This window comes from Kitasatospora atroaurantiaca, assembly GCF_007828955.1.
Taxonomy (GTDB): domain Bacteria; phylum Actinomycetota; class Actinomycetes; order Streptomycetales; family Streptomycetaceae; genus Kitasatospora; species Kitasatospora atroaurantiaca.
On sequence record NZ_VIVR01000001.1, the window covers coordinates 4,484,736 to 4,503,301 of the forward strand.

Annotated in this window: 14 protein-coding genes and 1 pseudogene; 5 read left to right on the forward strand and 10 right to left on the reverse strand. The window is 72.1% G+C overall.

The genetic code is table 11. The features are described 5' to 3' along the window. The first annotated feature begins 219 nt into the window (after positions 1-219). Complete coding sequence (gene rarD / locus FB465_RS20625; protein ID WP_145792666.1) at positions 220-1,206, forward strand: EamA family transporter RarD; 987 nt, start codon at positions 220-222, stop codon at positions 1,204-1,206. Positions 1,207-1,361: 155 nt separating this feature from the next. Here rarD and FB465_RS20630 read toward each other — a convergent pair whose 3' ends face one another. After that, on the reverse strand, positions 1,362-2,657 hold the full coding sequence (locus tag FB465_RS20630; protein WP_145792667.1) for an ABC transporter substrate-binding protein: 1,296 nt from the start codon (positions 2,655-2,657) through the stop codon (positions 1,362-1,364). Positions 2,658-3,064: 407 nt separating this feature from the next. Here FB465_RS20630 and FB465_RS20635 point away from each other — a divergent pair, with 407 nt between their 5' ends. Then, entirely contained in the window at positions 3,065-3,496 is a 432-nt protein-coding gene (locus tag FB465_RS20635; RefSeq protein ID WP_145792669.1) for a hypothetical protein, read from the forward strand. Between the two features lie 6 nt (positions 3,497-3,502). Here FB465_RS20635 and FB465_RS20640 read toward each other — a convergent pair whose 3' ends face one another. The 3 genes from FB465_RS20640 to FB465_RS20650 all read right to left on the reverse strand — a co-directional run bounded on the left by FB465_RS20640 (position 3,503) and on the right by FB465_RS20650 (position 6,630). After that, the gene (locus FB465_RS20640) at positions 3,503-4,369 is read right to left on the reverse strand and encodes an ABC transporter permease (RefSeq protein ID WP_145792671.1); all 867 of its coding nucleotides are present in this window, start codon (positions 4,367-4,369) and stop codon (positions 3,503-3,505) included. Further along, on the reverse strand, positions 4,356-5,312 hold the full coding sequence (locus FB465_RS20645; RefSeq protein WP_246193257.1) for an ABC transporter ATP-binding protein: 957 nt from the start codon (positions 5,310-5,312) through the stop codon (positions 4,356-4,358). Before FB465_RS20645 ends, FB465_RS20640 begins: the two co-directional genes overlap by 14 nt. A gap of 151 nt (positions 5,313-5,463) precedes the next feature. Beyond that, the gene (locus FB465_RS20650; RefSeq protein ID WP_145792673.1) at positions 5,464-6,630 is read right to left on the reverse strand and encodes a LolA family protein; all 1,167 of its coding nucleotides are present in this window, start codon (positions 6,628-6,630) and stop codon (positions 5,464-5,466) included. Between the two features lie 177 nt (positions 6,631-6,807). Here FB465_RS20650 and FB465_RS20655 point away from each other — a divergent pair, with 177 nt between their 5' ends. Together FB465_RS20655 and FB465_RS20660 are read left to right on the forward strand one after the other, a co-directional pair. Beyond that, complete coding sequence (locus tag FB465_RS20655; RefSeq protein WP_145792674.1) at positions 6,808-9,390, forward strand: bifunctional FO biosynthesis protein CofGH; 2,583 nt, start codon at positions 6,808-6,810, stop codon at positions 9,388-9,390. A gap of 158 nt (positions 9,391-9,548) precedes the next feature. Then, positions 9,549-10,655, forward strand: a complete 1,107-nt coding sequence (locus FB465_RS20660; protein ID WP_145792675.1) for an ADP-ribosylglycohydrolase family protein — start codon at positions 9,549-9,551, stop codon at positions 10,653-10,655. Positions 10,656-10,707: 52 nt separating this feature from the next. On the opposite strand, the gene FB465_RS20665 is transcribed toward FB465_RS20660, so the two are convergent. The 3 genes and pseudogenes from FB465_RS20665 to FB465_RS20675 form a co-directional block, all read right to left on the reverse strand. Then, positions 10,708-10,917, reverse strand: a complete 210-nt coding sequence (locus FB465_RS20665; protein ID WP_145792677.1) for a DUF397 domain-containing protein — start codon at positions 10,915-10,917, stop codon at positions 10,708-10,710. After that, positions 10,914-11,770 (reverse strand): annotated as a pseudogene (locus FB465_RS20670) (helix-turn-helix domain-containing protein). The gene FB465_RS20665 and the pseudogene FB465_RS20670 overlap by 4 nt, the downstream one beginning before the upstream one ends. A gap of 302 nt (positions 11,771-12,072) precedes the next feature. Then, positions 12,073-12,831, reverse strand: a complete 759-nt coding sequence (locus FB465_RS20675; protein ID WP_145792679.1) for a GOLPH3/VPS74 family protein — start codon at positions 12,829-12,831, stop codon at positions 12,073-12,075. 352 nt (positions 12,832-13,183) lie between these two features. Here FB465_RS20675 and FB465_RS20685 point away from each other — a divergent pair, with 352 nt between their 5' ends. After that, positions 13,184-15,172, forward strand: coding sequence for a D-alanyl-D-alanine carboxypeptidase family protein (locus FB465_RS20685; protein ID WP_170290648.1), 1,989 nt, complete (start codon positions 13,184-13,186; stop codon positions 15,170-15,172). An 18-nt stretch (positions 15,173-15,190) separates the two neighbouring features. On the opposite strand, the gene FB465_RS20690 is transcribed toward FB465_RS20685, so the two are convergent. The 3 genes from FB465_RS20690 to FB465_RS20700 form a co-directional block, all read right to left on the reverse strand. Further along, complete coding sequence (locus FB465_RS20690) at positions 15,191-16,027, reverse strand: YhjD/YihY/BrkB family envelope integrity protein (RefSeq protein WP_145792682.1); 837 nt, start codon at positions 16,025-16,027, stop codon at positions 15,191-15,193. A 201-nt stretch (positions 16,028-16,228) separates the two neighbouring features. Further along, the gene (locus tag FB465_RS20695; RefSeq protein ID WP_246192753.1) at positions 16,229-17,002 is read right to left on the reverse strand and encodes a polyprenol monophosphomannose synthase; all 774 of its coding nucleotides are present in this window, start codon (positions 17,000-17,002) and stop codon (positions 16,229-16,231) included. 21 nt (positions 17,003-17,023) lie between these two features. Continuing rightward, complete coding sequence (locus FB465_RS20700; protein WP_145792685.1) at positions 17,024-18,529, reverse strand: glycosyltransferase family 39 protein; 1,506 nt, start codon at positions 18,527-18,529, stop codon at positions 17,024-17,026. Positions 18,530-18,566: the final 37 nt, after the last annotated feature.

Consider the following 18,566-nt stretch of genomic DNA (forward strand, 5'->3'; position numbering starts at 1 on the left):
AATACGGAGATGACAGCCTGCCCTCCCGCCCGCTACCGTCGGCTCGACACAAGCGCGCGCGGAGGGCAGGTCGGTCTTCCTCACCAGCCGAAGGGCGCGCCGGTGGCGAAAGCGACAAGCGAGCGATGGGGTCCCCCCGGCCGAAGGCTGGGGGAGAGTGCCGGAGCGAGGAGCGTCGGCACCGGGTCAAGAGCGCCCGGAGGCAAGTGAGGAGTCACAGTGGAGGGATCTCAGCAGGAGGCCGGCCGGGGATTCTGGTTCGGCTTCGCCGCGTACGGGATCTGGGGGTTGTTCCCGCTGTTCTGGCCGCTGTTGGAGCCGGGCAGGGCCGACGACATCCTGGCCAACCGGATGACCTGGTCGCTGGTGGCCGTCGTCCTGATGCTGCTGGTCCAGCGGAAGTGGGCCTGGATCCGGCCGCTGTTCGCCCAGCCCCGGCGTCTCGCGCTCCTGGCCACCGCCGCCGTGGTGATCTCGGTCAACTGGGGCGTCTACATCTGGGGCGTCAACTCCGGGCACGTCGTCGAGACCAGCCTCGGCTACTTCATCAACCCGCTGGTCACCATCGCCTTCGGCGTCCTGGTGCTGCACGAGCGGCTGCGCCCCGCGCAGTGGGCGGCCGTCGGCATCGGCGCGGCCGCCGTCGCGGTGCTCACCGTCGGGTACGGGCGGCTGCCCTGGATCGCGCTCACCCTGGCGCTGTCCTTCGCGACCTACGGGCTGCTGAAGAAGAAGGTCGGCCTCGGCGGGCTGGAGAGCTTCGCGGTGGAGAGCGCCGTGATGTTCCCGTTCGCGGTCGGCTACCTGGTCTACCTGGCCGTGCGCGGACAGGGCACCTTCGGGCACACCGAGGCCGGCTCCTACGGCTGGGGCCACTCCGGACTGCTGATGCTCAGCGGGCTGATCACGGCGATCCCGCTGCTCTGCTTCGGCGCCGCCGCGGTGCGGGTGCCGCTGACCACGCTCGGGCTGCTGCAGTACCTGGCGCCGGTGTTCCAGTTCCTGATCGGCATCGCGGTCTTCCACGAGTCGATGCCGCCGGCCCGCTGGGCCGGGTTCGCGCTGGTCTGGGCTGCGCTGGCGGTGCTCTCCTACGACGCGCTGCGCCAGCTGCGGCAGACCCGGGTACGCGCCGACCGGCCGGTGCCGCCCGTCTCCACGGAGGAAGCGGCGGCCCCGGCCGTCGCTCAGAGGCTCCGCCAGTAGCTGGGGCAGCGGGCCAACCACAGGGGCGCGGGGCCCTGCTTGATGAACTGCGTGCGCGAGGCGGGAGGCTACAGGCCGGTACCTTCCGATCTCGCGCAGTTCCCCGCGCCCCTGGGATGCCCACACCTGAGCGGCGCACCTGTTGGCGGACGCCCTTACGTGGCGTGCTTGGCCCCTGCCGCGGCCAGCGCGTCCTGGAACTTCGGCAGGTCGCGGCGGGTGGTGAAGTCGGCCAGCGCGGCGTCGATCTCGGCGTTCCACTCGATCGGCGCCACCACACCGTGGGTCAGCGAGCCGACGATCTCGCACTTCTGCCACTGGTCCAGCGACCACTGCTGGTACTGGCCGAACAGTGCACGGGTGTCGGCCGGGAAGTCGGTGCGGGCCGGGATGGAGCCCTTGGCGCCGTTGAAGGCCAACTGCCCGTCCAGGCTGCCGCACTCGGTCAGCCAGGCGAGCGCGGCCTGCCGGTGCTTCGCCTTGGCGGGCAGGGTGAAGGAGTCCGAGAGGAACTGGAACATGCCCGACGTGCCCGGTACCGCGGCCCAGTTGTAGCCGCTGTCGGGGTGCAGGCCCAGACTGCCCTTGAGCGTGCCCTCGGCCCAGTCACCCATCACCTGGTACCCGGCCTTGCCGGCGCCAAGCAGCTTGGTCGCGTCGTCCCAGGACAGCGGGTCGGCGTCGGCGAGGTTGCTGAGCTGCAGGAGGTCGCGGAAGTCCTGCAGTGCGGCGGTCACCTGAGGAGAGCTCCAGCTGCCGCCCTTGCGCCACAGGGTGGACCACCGCTCGGCGCCGAGCCCGGCCAGCAGCACCGTCTCCAGCAGGTGCTTGCGCGTCCACGCCTCCCCGAGCACCAGCGGGATCCGGCCCGACCGCTTGACCTTCTGCAGACTCTCCAGGAAGGCCTCGATGCTCGTCGGGGCGGGATCGGCCTTCGCGGCGGTCAGCACCGCCGGGTTGGACCAGAGCATGTTGGCCCGGTGGATGTTGACCGGCACCGAGTAGTACGTGCCCTCGGTGCGGATCAGCGGGAGCAGCGCGGCGGGGAAGTGGTCCGCCCACTTCTCCTTCTCGTAGAGCGGGTTCAGCCCCTCCAGCCGGCCGGCCGCTATGTAGCCGGCGAGTTCGGCGCCGGCGTGGCCCTGGAAGCTGTCCGGCGGGTGGCCGGCCGCGAGCCGTGCGGCCAACTCCTCCTTGGCCTTGGCGCCGGCGCCGCCGGCCACCGCGCGGTTGACGAAGTCGAGCTTCGGCTGGTGGCCCTTGAAGTCGTCGAGCAGGGCCAGCAGTCCGTTCCGCTCGGCCCCCTCCGTCCACCACGAGAAGACCTCCAACTCGCCGGTCGGAGCGCCGGCCGTGGCGCCGCTCGGGTCGCTGCCGCCACAGGCGGACAGCAGGGCGGAGCCGCCGAGGGCTCCGGTGGCCAGCAGGAGTGACCTGCGGCTGATCGACATGACTGGCTGAGTCTCCCGGTGTGCGGACGGCGAGCGGGCCCGCGAGCGCCGAGGGGAGCGCCGCGCTGCCGTCCGCCCCGCCGGCCGGCAGCCAGGCGTGTTGCAGGGTGGGAGGGATCAAGGCGCCGGATGCGAACAGCAGTTGCACGTTCGATGACGCGCCCATCCCACCGTCCGGCGGGGGAGGCGTCAAGCGTCCGGACGCGACCGGTTCAACGGATCGGACGACCCCCGCGCGGGCGGTCGGGAGGGCCGGAAGGCCGTTCGTGCCGGGAGCTCCTCCTGTGAAGAACTCGTTTCCAGATCTCCTCAACCGGGCCCCTCTCCTGCTAACGTCCGGGGTGCCGCAGCCACATGCCGGGGACACCCCGCCCGACAGGGCTGCCGAAGGGCACAGGAGGGTCGCGATGGTCCACCTCACGGGACAGCTCGCCAGGCCGTTCCGCCGTGCTGTACCAGGCCCGGCGATCGTCGACGCCACGGCCGTACTGGCCTCCGGCGGCGCGCTGCGGGTGCCTGCGGTGCGGCGCGAGATGGACGCCGCGGAGACGGGCGAACTGCTGCTCACCCCCGGCCCGGGCGGCGGCCCGGTGACCATCCAGTGGCAGCGGCACGGGCGCCCGGCCATAACGCTGGAGTCCCCGTACCGGCTGGACCGGGTCGACCTCAAGGGCTCCCACCGGGCGCGGCTGCACGGCCTCACCGCCGGTGTACGGCTGGTCTGCCCCGACTGGTCCCCGCTGTTCCTGATCGCGCCCGCCCAGCTTCCCGTCCTGGCCTGTGCGGCCGCGACCTCCCGGGTGGGCCTCGCCGGCCACGCGGCGACGCCCACCGGGTGACACGGGTCAGGCCGTGATGTCCCGGCTGGTGAACCGGGCCCAGGCGGCCGAGCCGAAGACGGCCACGTAGACCGCCTGGAGCCCGAGGTTCTCCAGCACGTTGTCCCAGTGCATCGGCTGCCGGAGCAGATCGCCGAAGCTCAGCCACTGGTGGGTGAAGAGGAACGGCTGGATCGCGTGCAGCTGCGGGAAGGTGTCGAGGATCTGCACGGTGATCACCAGGCCGACGGTGCTCGCCATCGCGGCGATCCCGCTGCCCGTCAGCGTCGAGATGAAGAGCCCGATCGCCACCAGCCCGGCCAGTGAGGCGGCCACCACGCCCGCCACCAGGACGGCCCGCAGCAGCGCCGCGGCCAGCCCGATGGTGTCCCCCGAGAGCAGGGTGACCTCGCCCAGCGGGAACAGCGCGGCCCCCGTCGCCAGCGCGGCTGCCGCCACCGCCAGCGTCGCCGCCAGGCAGAACGCCAGCCCCGCCGCGAACTTGGCCGCCAGCAGCCGTGACCGCCCGGCCGGGGCGACGAGCAGGTAGCGCAGCGTCCCCGTACTCGCCTCGCCCGCGATCGAGTCCCCGGCCACCACGCCGACCGTCATCGGCAGGAAGACCGGCAGAGCGACCGCCAGGGCGGTGAAGACCAGGAACAGCCCGTTCTGCGTCACCTGCGCGATGAAGGCCGGGCCCTCGCCCCGCCCGCTGTCGCCGGTCTGGAGCTTCACCACCACGCCGATCAGCACCGGCAGCACGGCCAGGATCGCCAGCAGGGCGATCGACCTGGCCCGGCGGAAGGTCAGGCCCAGCTCACTGCGGAACAGGGCCAGGAAGCCGGCCGCCGTCTGCGGCCGCGGCCCCTGAAGCACCGCCTCAGCCTGCGACATCGAAACCCTCCCCGGTCAGCGCCACGAAGGCGTCCTCCAACGTTCCCCGCTCCACTCCGAAGCCGTGCACCCGCACCCCGGCCTCGACCAGGGCGGCGCAGAGCTTGGGCAGCGCCTCGTCCCCGAGCTCGGCGGCGAGGCCGTCGACCCTGGCCTCGCTCGGCCGCAGGTCCGTGACCCGGTGCCCGCTCAGGACCTCCGAGGCCGCCGCGACGTCCGGCGTACGGACCACCAGCCGCCCCTGTGCCCTGGCCGCCAGCTCGGCGACCGTGCCCTGCACCACCAGTCGGCCCTTGGACATCACCGCCGCGTGCGTGCAGACCTGCTCGATCTCGTCCAGGAGGTGGGAGGAGAGGAACACCGTGGTGCCCTCGGCCGCCACCTCCCGCACCAGGGCCCGGATCTCCCGCATGCCCTGCGGGTCGAGACCGTTGGTCGGCTCGTCCAGCACGAGCAGCTCGCGCGGTTGCAGCAGCGCCGAGGCCAACCCGAGCCGCTGCTTCATGCCGAGCGAGTACGCCCGCGCCTTCTTGCCGGCCGCGGCGGTCAGCCCGACCCGGTCCAGCGCCTCGCCGACCCGGCGGGCCCGGGTGCGGGGGTCGGCCGTCGGGTCGGCCGCGTCGATCCTCGCGAGGTTGTCGCGGCCCGACAGGAACCCGTACAGCGCCGGGCCCTCGATCAGAGCCCCCACCCTGGGCAGCACCGCGGCCACCGACTGCGGCATGGGCGCGCCGAGCACCGTCGCCACGCCCGCGGACGGGGCGATCAGGCCCATCAGCATCCGGATGGTGGTGGTCTTGCCGGACCCGTTCGGCCCGAGGAAGCCGAAGACACTGCCCCGGGGCACCGTCAGATCCAGCCCGTCCACGGCGAGCTGACCGCCACGGAACCGCTTGGTCAGTCCTGCCGTACGGATGACGTGGTCCGAGTCCACCGGCCGCACACCGCTCCCCCCTTGGCTCGCCTCCGGACGCTCATAGCCGGTGTCGACACTCCTCACTCCGGCGCTCCTTCGTCGCTTGTCGATCGTCGCTTTCGACACCGGCGCGCCCCTCGGCTCGCGGGCTTCTCCAGGGTGGGGGCACTGGTCACTACTACTTCACCCCGGCCGCGCTCTGCAGCACCGACGGCGTGACCGCACCGGCGAAGACCCGGCCGTCATCGGTGATCAGCACGTTCAGCACCTTGGTGCTGATCAGCGAACCGCCGCCGACCGGCTTGCCGAGTGCCTTGGCGAAGGAGGAGATGCTCTGCGGGGTGCCCTTGCCGTGCTTGGCGGTACCGGCCGTGAGCTCGCCGGCGGGCAGCCGGGTGCTCAGCACCGTCGTCCAGCCTTCGCCCACGACGTTGAAGCCGTCCGGCCCGAGGCCCTCCGACGAAGGCTTGTGCTCGGTGGTCGCGGGCTTCGAATCGGCCTTTCGCTCCGTCACCTTGGCGCCCTTCGGCGCGGTGAACCGGAAGGTCTTGGCATCCGGCTTGGCGAAGGACACCGAGCTGAAGTGCGCGTCCAGCACGTTGCCACCGCTCGCCGACTTCACCAGCACCGCCAGCGGCACGCCGTGCTGGGCGTCCACCGAGATCCGCACCTCGCCGATGGTCGAACCGGACTGCTTGGGCTTGACGCTCAGCTGGTACGCCTTCTGGCCCGCCACCTCTGCCGTGCCGTCCACCGTGACCGAGGTGGTGCCGGCGCTCAGCGACAGGAACTGCCGGGCGATCTCCTGAGGTGTCGTCGGCACCCCCGTCAGCGGGGCCTTGCCGTGCTGCTTCTCGGTGCCGTGAGGTGCCGTCAGGTGCACGGCCTCGTTGCTGCTGCTGTCCCAGGCCCAGACCTGGTCGCCGTTGTGCACCACCTCGTACCCGGAGAGCCCGTCGATCAGGCCGATGCGCTGCCGGTCGGGCCCGTCCACCGCGACCCGCACCGTGTGCTCGCCGCCCAGCAGCTCGGTCAGCTTGGCCTCCGGGGCCGCGGAGCTCCTGCCGCCGCCACCCGGCCCGCCACCGGCCGCGCCGAGCAGCTGGGCCGGCACGCCCAGGTCCGCCTTCACCTTCACCGTGCCGGACAGCGCCTGGGTGTCCGAACCGAGCGCCTTCGTGACCAGCTGCTCCGCCGTCAGCGAGGGCAGGCTCGGCCCGGAGTCGCTGGCCAGCGCGGGCGCCAGCCCGAATCCCGCCGCCGCGACCGCGACCACACCGACCGGCACCAGCACCCGCACGGCCGTCCGCCGACCCGACCGGTACGGCACGTCTTGCTCCACCATGACGTCCAACCCCTCCGTAGCCACCAACTGGCTTGCTACTCCATTACAGACGGCCGGGGCCGTCCTGGCATCGCTCTTCAGGGCCAGATCGGGGTACGCCGATGGGCGCAGGTGACCCTGATCCCACCTCAGGGTCACGTACACCCATGGGAGGAAACGCTCGCGTATCGTCACCCCATGGATGCAACGGACACCCCGCAGCCGGTCCCCACCGCCAACGCGATGCGACGGGCGCTGCGTCGTGCACGGGACGGTGTGGCGCTCGACGTCACCGAGGCCGCGGTACTGCTCCAGGCCCGCGGCGAGGACCTGCGCGACCTGTGTGCGAGCGCGGGCAGGGTCCGTGACGCCGGCCTGGCGGCGGCCGGGCGGCCCGGAGTGATCACGTACTCCAAGAAGGTCTTCATCCCGCTCACCAGGCTCTGCCGGGACAAGTGCCACTACTGCACCTTCGTCACCGTCCCCGGCAAGCTCCGCCGGGCGGGGCACGGCATGTACCTCTCGCCGGACGAGGTGCTGGAGATCGCCCGCCAGGGTGCCGCGCTCGGCTGCAAGGAGGCGCTCTTCACCCTGGGGGACCGCCCCGAGGACCGCTGGCCCGAGGCCCGCGAGTGGCTGGACGCGCACGGGTACGACGACACGCTCGCGTACGTCCGGGCGATGGCCATCCGGGTGCTGGAGGAGACCGGCCTGCTGCCGCACCTCAACCCCGGTGTGCTGACCTGGACGGACTTCCAGCGGCTCAAGCCGGTCGCGCCCTCGATGGGGATGATGCTGGAGACCACCGCGACCCGCCTCTGGTCCGAGCCCGGCGGCCCGCACCACGGCTCGCCCGACAAGGAGCCGGCCGTCCGGCTGCGGGTGCTGGAGGACGCGGGCCGCAGCGCCGTCCCGTTCACCACCGGTGTGCTGATCGGCATCGGCGAGACGTACGAGGAGCGGGCCGACCCGCTGTTCGCGATCCGCCGCACGGCCCGGCAGTACCACGGCATCCAGGAGGTGATCGTGCAGAACTTCAGGGCCAAGCCGGACACCGCGATGCGCGCGATGCCCGACGCCGAGCTGGAGGAGCTGGCCGCCGCGATCGCCGTCACCCGGCTGGTGCTGGGCCCGTCGGCGAGGGTCCAGGCGCCGCCGAACCTGGTGGACGAGGAGTATCCGCTGATCATCGGGGCGGGCATCGACGACTGGGGCGGCGTGTCCCCGCTGACCCCGGACCACGTCAACCCCGAGCGCCCCTGGCCGCACATCGAGGAGCTGGCCGCCCGCACCGCCGCCGAGGGCTTCGAGCTCCGCGAGCGCCTGACGGTCCATCCGGAGTACCTGCTGGCCGGGGAGCCCTGGCTCGACCCGCGCGTCCTGCCGCACGTCCGGGCCCTTGCCGACCCCGTCACCGGCCTGGCCCGTGAGGACGCCAAGCCCGTCGGCCTGCCCTGGCAGGAGCCGGAGGACCTGCCGGCCTCGTACGGTCGCACCGACCTGCACCGCACCATCGACACCGAGGGCCGTACGGGTGACCGCCGGGCCGACTTCGAGGACGTCTACGGCGACTGGGATGCCCTGCGCGAGCAGCTGGCCGCCTCCGCGCCCGAGCGGCTCCCCGGCGACGTCCGGGAGGCGCTCGCGGTGGCCGCCGACGACCCGACGAAGCTGACGGACGACCAGGCCCTCGCGCTCTTCCACGCGGACGGCCCGGCGCTGGACGCGCTCTGCCGGATCGCCGACGACGTCCGCCGCTCGGCCGTCGGCGACACCGTCACCTACTGCGTCACCCGGAACATCAACTTCACCAACGTCTGCTACACCGGCTGCCGCTTCTGCGCCTTCGCCCAGCGGCGGACGGACGCGGACGCCTACACCCTCTCGCTGGAGCAGGTCGCCGACCGCGCCGCCCAGGCCTGGGAGGTCGGCGCCACCGAGGTCTGCATGCAGGGCGGCATCCACCCGGACCTGCCCGGCACCGCGTACTTCGACATCGCCCGCGCGGTGAAGGCCCGCGTCCCCGGCATGCACGTGCACGCCTTCTCGCCGATGGAGGTGGTCAACGGGGCCACCCGTACCGGGCTCTCGATCCGCGACTGGCTCCAGCAGGCCAAGGAGGCCGGGCTGGACACCATCCCCGGTACGGCGGCGGAGATCCTGGACGACGACGTCCGCTGGGTCCTCACCAAGGGCAAACTGCCCGCCGCCACCTGGGTCGAGGTCGTCTCCACCGCCCACGAGCTGGGCATCCGCTCCTCCTCCACCATGATGTACGGCCATGTGGACACCCCCGCCCACTGGCTGGGACACCTGCGGCTGCTGGCGCAGATCCAGCAACGCACGGGCGGGTTCACGGAGTTCGTCACCCTCCCCTTCATCCACACCAACGCCCCGGTCTACCTGGCGGGCATCGCCCGCCCCGGCCCGACCGCCCGCGACAACCGGGCCGTCGTCGCCATGGCCCGGCTGCTGCTGCACACCCACATCCCCAACATCCAGACCAGCTGGGTCAAGCTGGGCGCCGAGGGCGCGGCCGAGATGCTCCGCTCGGGTGCCAACGACCTCGGCGGCACGCTGATGGAGGAGACCATCTCCCGGATGGCCGGCTCGGCCTACGGCAGCTACAAGTCGATCCGCGACCTGGAGGCCATCGCCGAGGCCGCCGGCCGCCCGCACCGCCAGCGCACCACCACCTACGGCGAGGTGCCCGCAGAACGCCGCGCGGCGGCGCTGGCCTCGGACGGACACCTGCCGGAGCTGCTGCCGGTGCTGGAGTGACCGGCCTTCCCAATCCGCCCGGGTATTCGAATACAGTGCGGGTGCGCTCGAAGCTCGGAGCTCCGATCCGGGCCCGAACCCTTGACGGGCGCGGCCTCCACCCCCGCTGACCGGGCCGGCTCCGCAGCCTGCCCCCGGACGAAAGGTGCCGACCCGTGATGCCACTGTGGTCACGCGCGCAGCAGCAGGACTTCCGCAGCCGGGTGCGGGGCTGTCTGCTCGGCGGGGCGATCGGTGACGCGCTCGGCGCCGGCATCGAGTTCGAGTCGCTGGAGAAGATCCGCGCCGCGCACGGCCCGCAGGGCGTGACGGGGTACGTGCCCGCGTACGGGCGGCGCGGGTCCGTCACGGACGACACCCAGATGGTGCTCTTCACCGTCGACGGGCTGATCCGCGCCCACATCCGCCGGGACGGCGGCAGCTGGCACCCGCCCACCGACGTGCACCAGGCGTACCTGCGCTGGGCCGCCACCCAGCGCGACTGGGGCCCGGACGAGCGCCGGGCCGACCTCGGCTGGCTCGGCCGCGAGGAGTGGCTGTACGCCCAGCGGGCGCCCGGCCAGGCCTGCCTCTCCGGTCTCACCGGGCCTGACGCGGAGCGGCTCGGCACCCTGGACGCGCCGCGCAACCCGCACTCCAAGGGCTGCGGCACGGTGATGCGCGCCGCGCCGTTCGGGCTGCTGGTGGCCTGGGAGCCCGGACTGGTCTTCCAGCTGGCGGTGGAGTGCTCGGTGCTGACGCACGGACACCCGACCGGCTACCTGGCGGCCGGAGCGCTGGCGGTGATCGTCCATGCGGTGGCCCGGGGCGGCACCCTGGAGGAGGGCGTGCACCTCGCTCTGGCGCTGCTCTCCGAGCGGCCGTCGCACGAGGAGACCACGGCGGCCCTGCGCGGGGCGCTGGACGCCGTACGGGCGGGGGAACCGTCCGCCGAGCGGATCGAGGCGTTGGGGGAGGGCTGGGTGGCGGAGGAGGCGCTGGCCATCGGGGTGTACTGCGCGCTGGTGGCCCACGACGTGAAGTCCGGTCTGCTGCTGGCCGTCAACCACTCGGGGGACAGCGACTCCACCGGGGCGATATGCGGGAATCTGCTCGGGGCGCTGCACGGGGAGACGGCGCTGCCGCCGACGCTGCTGGCGGAGTTGGAGGGGCGGGGAACCCTCCTGGAGCTGTCCGACGACTTCGTCCTGGAGCTGCTGCACGGGCCGGAGCTGCACGGCGGCGAGCTGCGCACGGTGTGGGCGGAGCGCTACCCGATCGCCTGACCGAGGGTGCCCGCCGCGCAAGGACGGCGGGCACCGGACCGCAGAGGGTGCGTCAGACCTCGCCGAACACACCGGAACCGGCGGCGGCGGCGAAGGCGGCCCAGGCCTCGTTGGAGAAGTGCAGCTGGGGGCCCTCGGGGTCCTTGGAGTCACGGACGGCGATGGTGGCGGTGTCGGGAACGGCGATCTCGACGCAAGCGCCGTTGCCACCGCTGTGGCTGCTCTTGCGCCAGATCAGGTTGCTCGTGGACTTGGTGGTCATCTCTTGAACCCCTCTGCATGGTTGTGTATCAGCGACCGGCTCTCCGCGACGCTGAGCGCTGCGGCCCGCAGGTGGTCGTACAGATTGGTATAGCGGCGGACGTCGGCCTCCTTCTCAAGGTAGAGGTCGCTCGTCACTCCTTCGAAGTAGACAACGGTCGAATCCGCTGACTCCGGGAACTCCATCAGGGAGATGTCCCGGTCATGCCGGGATGGGCGCCGTGCTTGAACGGGATGACCTGAAGGTTGATGTTGGGCCGCTCGCCCAGGTCCAGCAGCTGCAGGAGCTGATCGGCCATCACCTGGCGGCTCCCCACCTCCCGGCAGAGCACCGCCTCGTCTATGACCACCCAGAGGCTGCCGAGCTGGTCCTCGCCGTATATCCGGCTCTGCCGCTTCAGCCGTACGTCCACCCGCCGCTTGATCGCGCCCGGCTCGGTGTCGGGCTGGGTGCCGAGCACCACCGCCTCGGCGTACTCGCGGGTCTGCAGCAGACCGGGGACGAAGGAGGACTCGTACGCGCGGATCGAGGAGGCCTCGGCCTCGAGGCCGATGTAGACGCTGTACGGGATGTCGCCGAACTCGTGCCACCAGCCGCGCTGGCGGGACTCGCGGGCCATCTCCATCAGCCCCGCGCGCACCCGCTCGTCGGCGACCTCGTACACCTCGCACAGGTCGCGGACGTCGCGCTGGCTGATGCTGCGACGGCCGTTCTCCAACCTGCTGATCTTCGACTGGGAGACCATCAGGCGGCCGGCGACCTCCTCGGCCGTCATCCCCTTCAGCTCGCGCAGGCGCCGCAGTTCGGCGCCGAGTCTGCGTCGCCGAACTGTCGGATTGATGTTGGCGGACACATCGACCTCCGGCCGGACCTCTGGCACACCCGGGAGCGGTGCGCCGCGGAACACTGTGGAAATTGGTACCAACCCCCCTGACTTGGAGCAGCATGTCATCTCGGCTCAGGTCGGCGCCGGGGAATCGCAGTAGCGCACTAGAACAGATCATCGGAAAAGCGCCCAATCGGGATCGCCCCTCTTGCGCCATCCGCGCAGAACCGATAAAGCCCCCCGGGAAACGCCGACGGGGCGGTCCGTCCGGCAACGGTGTGCCGGGCGGACCGCCCCGAGATGCACCTCTGGCTAACGGCGCGAGCCGTTCATCGCACGCCCACCCGGGCCGCCACGCCCCGGCCGCCCGCGGCCGGCCGGGCCACCACGGGCCGTCCGGCGGGCACCGGACGCCCGGCCGCCGGGGATCCGGCACCGGCCGCCGTGGCGCGGCCCTGCTGGGCCGGCAGGCCGTTCTGGACGTCCATCACGGCGTGCGCGACCATCCCGCCGAGCGGGTCGTAACGGATCAGGTCGCGCAGTCGTGACCGCGAGGACCTCCCCTCGTTACCGGGGTACAGATGCTTGCCCAGACCCACCGCGTGCGCCAGTGCGGCCAGCGCGGCCGTCCTGGGGTCCGGTGGTACGCCGGTGCGGATTGCGGTGTCCAGACGCTGCTTGATGGCGGCGTTCGTACAGTCGTCCGACGCCTGATAGCGCGTCGTCGGCAGCACGCCGCACACCTGGCCCGGCACCGCCGTCACCATGCCGCACCGCTCCAGGTGCGCCAGGTACGTCTGACGGAGCCCCAGCCGGGGTCCGCCGATCCAGTGCGCGGCCCGCACCGGGCTGCCACGTCGGCGCAGCAGTTCCAGTGCGTGGTCCAGAGTCGGGTCGCCGGTCGGCCGTGGCAGCACCACGGCGATCCGGTCCCCGTCCGGGACTATCCGTCCGGCCAGGGACAGCTCGACGAGCTGTGCCCCGGCGAGTCCGAGGTCGAGGGTCTGCGGCTGCGCCGTGGTGCCCGTGGTCGGGTCCAGAGCGAGCAACAAGAGTTCCTCGGGAATTGTTCTGCGGCTCTTGCCCATCCAAGCCTCCCCGCGTGGATGAATGACAGAGTGACGCCTCTCACAGTGGCTTGTCGAGTACGCCTCCGAATCGTGACCTTGCCCCGGAGGCCTGGAACCACGGGCCGCAGGCCTCGCGTCTGACCCTGGGAACGGCCGCAGGAGGGCCCGGACGGGAGAATAACGGCCGGTCGGGCGGGGTGTGGGCGGCCGGATCGGCCGCCGGTGGCGGAGACTGTACAGCTACAGGTGCGCGGCGAGAAGCCGCGCAAAGTCATGTGTTGATCGTCAGGTCGGTCCGGGTCGGTTCGGGACGGGCCGACCGGGGCTCGAGCGGCGGGCGGCCGGCGGGCGGATGAGGAGGATGGGTCACGTGGGCGAGTCCCCCGACAGTGTCCGGCGCGACGGGGAAGCGGAGGCGTCCGTACCCGAGGTGACGGCCGAGGAGGCCGCCACCGGTACGGAGCAGAGCAGCTCCACCGTGCAACTGAGGGTCCGCGATGTGGACACCAGGACCACGGCGCTCCGACTGCCGGTGGACAACACGACCACCGCGTTGCGACTGCCCCCGGAGGTGCTCGCACCCCCGGTGAGCGGCAAGGATGACAAGGACGCCGAGGAGGGCAAGGACGGCGGGGCTGGCGCGGCGACCGCGTCGGCCGCGGAGTCCGCGGAGCCGGCGAAGGCCGACCCGCGTCTCGCGATGCGGGACGGGCGGGAGTCGGCGGGCGCCGCGCTGAAGGTGGACGCGGCCCCCGGGAAGCCCTCGGTCGGTACGGTCCCCGAGCCGGTGCCCGAGCCCACCCCGGAACCCGAGCCGACCCCCGAACCGGAACCGACCCCCGAACCGGAACCGACCCCCGAACCGGAACCGACCCCCGAGCCCGAGCCCGGCCCCGCGCCGCGCCCGGCCCCGCGTCCGGTACCCGAGCCGACCCCGGCACCCACGCCGCTGCCGGTCCCCGACCCGGGACCGGTACCGCCGCCGATGCCCCCGGTCCCGCCCGCACCGCCGGCCCCGCAGCCCGGTCCTGCGCTGGAGCCCGAAGCCGGCCTGCAGCCCGGCCCTGCCCCGCTGTCGATGCCCGAGACCACCTCCGAGGCCATGGAGGTGCTGGCCGCCCTCAGCGCCCGCCAGGTCACCCCGTTCCAGCGGGGGGTCAAGCGGGCCACCATCTGGGCGGTCTTCCTGGCCTTCGTCCTCGGCGTGGTGGTCGTCGCCCAGCTGCTGCGCCCGCTGCCCGGCCCCCAGGCCAAGCTCTCCCTCGCCCGCTCGTACACCTTCGGCGGCGACACCCTGACCGTGCCCTGGCCGGCCAAGGGCCAGGCTGCCGCCGAGGTGGTCGGCGTGGGCAGTCTGGGGAGCTCGGGGCAGCAGACCCCGGCACCGATCGCCAGCGTCACCAAGGTGATGAACGCCTACCTGATCCTGCAGGCCCACCCGCTCAAGAAGGGTGAGAACGGCCCCAGCATCACCGTGGACAAGCAGGCCGCCGCGGAGTCCACCGACGGTGACCAGTCCCGGGCCAAGCTGGCCGAGGGCCAGCAGCTCAGCGAGTACCAGGCGCTCGAACTGCTGATGCTGCCCTCGGCCAACAACGTCGCCCGGCTGCTCGCCCGCTGGGACGCCGGCTCGGAGGAGGCGTTCATCAAGAAGATGAACGACCAGGCCGCCAAGCTCGGCATGACCAACACCACCTACGCCGACCCGGCCGGGTACGACTCGGCCACCAAGAGCACCGCGACGGACCAGCTCAAGCTCGCCGAGCAGGTCATGAAGGACGACATCTTCCGGCAGATCGTCGCCGAGCCCGAGATGCGCTACAACGGCGAGCGGATCTCCAACACCAACGACCTGGTCTACACCCAGCGGGGCAGCGTCATCGGCGTCAAGACCGGCTCCTCGACCCCGGCCGGCTCCTGCCTGATGTGGGCCGCCGTGAAGGAGATCGGCGGCACCAAGCGGCTGATCCTCGGCGTCACCCTGGGCCAGCCCGCGGTCAAGGGCGTGGACCTGGCGAAGGTCGCCCAGACGCCCAGTCTGAAGATCATCAACACCGTGCAGAGCGGCCTGGCCGGCCAGACGCTGGCCAAGCAGGGCGATGTGGTGGGCTACGTCGACGACGGTCTTGGCGGCCGGGCGCCGGTCGTCGCCGCCAAGGACGTCACGGTGGCCGGCTGGTCCGGCATCACCGCCGAGGTCAAGCTCGACAGCGCCAAGCTCGGCCACAGTGCCAAGGCCGGCACCCAGGTGGGCACCATCACGGCGGGGGAGGGCGAGGGCAAGGTCGAGGTGCCGGTCACCCTCAAGTCCGACCTGGCGCCGCCGTCCATCCTGTCGCGCCTGCTGCGCTTCCTCTGACGGCCCGTGGGGCGGGCGTCACTTGCGCCCGCCCCACGCGCCCGGCTCGGTGGGCGTCCCCAGCAACTGCGCGGCCACCGGCTCCTCCGAGATCACCCGCCCCAGTGCGATCGCCAGCGTCACGGCCGTGAACACCACGATCAGCCAGGACAGCGAGGTGAACACCACCCCGTACGGGCCGAACTTCGTGATGCTGCGTGACACCGCTCCGGGCAGGTAGTACTTCGCGGCGATCCCCAGCCCCACCACCGCAGCGCCGCACAGCAGGGCCCCCGGCAACAGCGGGTACCAGCGCACGCGGCCGCCCAGCAGCAGGTGCTGCGTCCACCACCACAGTGCGGTCGAGGCCACGAAGATCAGCGGCACGCCGAGCCACGCCCCCACGCCGAAGCCCTCGCGGATCGGCGCCTGGAAGACCAGGAAGACCAGCCACACCATCAGCCAGGCCAGCCAGCGCCAGGCCGCCACCCTGGTGCCGCTCTTGGGCAGCTCCCAGCACCGTTCGCAGACCCGCTGCATGGCACGGCTCAACGCCGTCGCCGACAGCAGCGTCACCAGCGCGCCGAACGCACCGAAGCTCTGCGCCACTTCGTCGTGCGGGGCCGACATCACCTGCCGTACCTGCTCCTGCGTGGCCCCCTTCACCCCCAGCTGGTCGCGGAGCGTGTTGGTCACACCGTCCCGCACCGTCGCCGGGGCGAAGACCGCCACCACGAACAGGGCCGGCAGCGCGCTGAGGAAGGCCTGCGCGGCCAGCCTGGTGGCATTGTCCAGCAGGCTCACCCGGAGGAGCTGGTGGACGGCCCGGCCGACCATCGGCACCTGGTCAGGCATGGCCTTCGCAGTGGCGGCCATGGCGGCGGCCCTGCCCTTGGTACGGGCCCACCGGCCGGACCCCGGCCCAGCCTGACCCGGTGACTCAGGCACACGCACCTCCGGGACTCGGGGGCTTCATGGTCACCCGGAGCCGCCCGCCCCGCACCCGGACGGCAGCGGGCCCCGTGCACCGTTCGGGTGCACGGGGCCCGCTGCCGCTGGGCCGCCTTCTGGTCGGCGTTACTTCTTCCCGGGCTTCTTTCCGGTGAGCTTCTGGATGCGGGATCCGATGCCCCAGCCGGTGACGCGCCAGAGGGCTTCGACGAGGATGGCGCGGCTCATCTTGGAGGCGCCGAATTCGCGTTCGACGAAGGTGATGGGGACCTCGACGACCTTGAAGCCGGCCTTCACGGTGCGCCAGGCGAGGTCGACCTGGAAGCAGTAGCCGGCGGAGGCGACCTCGTCCATGCCGAGGCCGAGGAGGGTCTCCTTGCGGAAGGCGCGGTAGCCGCCGGTGACGTCCTTGATGGGGACGCCGAGCATGAGGCGGGAGTAGAGGGAGCCGCCGCGGGAGATCAGCAGGCGGGACTTGGGCCAGTTGACGACCTTGCCGCCGGGGACCCAGCGGGAGCCCTGGACGAGGTCGGCGGTGCGCAGGGCGGTGAGCAGGCGGTGGAGTTCCTCGGGCTGGTGGGAGCCGTCGGCGTCCATCTCGACGAGGACGTCGTAGCCGTTGTCGATGCCCCAGCGGAAGCCGGCCAGGTAGGCGGCGCCGAGGCCTTCCTTGCCCTTGCGGTGCATGACGTGGACGTGGTCGTCCTCGGCGGCGATCTTGTCGGCGAGTTCGCCGGTGCCGTCGGGGCTGTTGTCGTCGGCCACCAGGACGTGGACCTCGGGGACGGCGGTACGGACCCGGGAGGTGATCCGCTCGACGTTCTCGGCCTCGTTGTAGGTCGGGATGATCACCAGCACCTTGCCGAGATCGGCGAAGGTGCTCTCCTCAGGGGCAGTCACGTCTGTGCCTTTCACGTTGGTCTACGGATGCCTGCGTACCAGCAGTGACACCGTCAGTCCGCGGACATGCCGGACCTCTGTCGGGATGAAGACCGCCCGCAGTGCCGCCGCCTGCCCGGCAGGAAGGCTCTGGTACGGGTCATCACCAGTGCCGATGGTAACGACCCACACCCGGGTCTCGTCACCGATGCACCTCAGGGGCACCGGGCACTCGACCGGGTACAGGTCGTCCGCCTGGGCGGCGGTCCGCTCGATGAAGAGCGGTCTCGGGCGGACGTCTTCCGGCAGATAGTAGGCAACGGCCGGTCCGACCATCATCCACGCCTCCCATCCGGCGACCGCCACGACCCCGTCCCCGGCCCGGTAGCCGGCCGCCGCCAGCTCCGCCGCACCCCGGTAGTCGGTGCCGGTGTGCGCGGTGACGTCCCGCAGCTGCTGCTGCTCGGACAGCCCGAGCAGGGCCGGTACGGCGACCAGCGCGACCGCCAGGACCACCGCGAGGCGCCGGGGCACCGCCCTCCGCAGCGCGGCGTGCAACGCCCCGATCCCGCCTCCCGACAGCGAGGCCCACGCGGGCAGCGTGAAGAGCAGATAGCGGTCGAGGAAGTACGAGGTGTGGCCCTGCGAGACCAGCCAGACGCCGACCACGGGCACCGAGGCGACCAGCAGCAGCTGGAACGCGGCCCAGCGGCGTCCGGGCCACAGCAGCGCGAGGGCGGCCAGCGCCAGGAAGGCGTAGAGCACGTGGTACGAACCGAACAGGCCCTGCCAGAAGAACCGCAGATCCCGCTGCGACGGGGTGAGGATCCAGCCGAGCTGCCGCCCGGACTGCTGCTGCCCGAGCAGCATCACCGGGACGGCCGGGGCCATGAACACCAGGACGGCGAGTGGGAACTGCCACAGCACCCTGCGGTTCTCCGCCCGTCTCTGCCCTCTTCCGCCCCGCCAGTGGGCCGCGACCAGGACGAGCTGTCCGCCCAGACTGCTGAGCGAGACGAGGTGGAGGGTCGCGGCGACCGCCATGGCGAGGCAGTACCAGGCCCAGCGGCGGATGCCGGGCCGGTCCAGGGCCCGCAGCAGGAACCAGGTCGCCGCCGCGACCGCGCAGGTGACCGCCGCGTACGCCCGGGCCTCCTGGGCGTACCGGGAGATCGTGGGGACGGTCGCGAGCAGCAGCCCGGCGCCGAGCCCGGCCACCCGGCTGTCGAAGAGCCGCTGCGCCGTGAGCGCGGCGAAGGCCGCGGCACCGGCCATGGCCAGCGCGGAGGGGAGGCGCAGGCTGAGCACCGAGTCGCCGAGGGCGGTGGTCCAGACGTGCAGCAGCACGTAGTACGCGCCGTTGCTGGCGTCGACGTTCCCGAGCATTCCGAACAGGTCGCCCAGGCTTCGGGTGGCGGCGCTCCAGCTCGACACCTCGTCCCGCCAGAGCTCGGGCCGGCGGATCCGGAAGAGGCCGACCACCAGCGCCGCCAGGGCGGGCCACAGCCAGGCGCTGCGCGCGAGTGATCTCGGGAGGGAGTAGCTCAAGAGGCTTATCTGATCATCCGTAGAAATGACTCAAAGT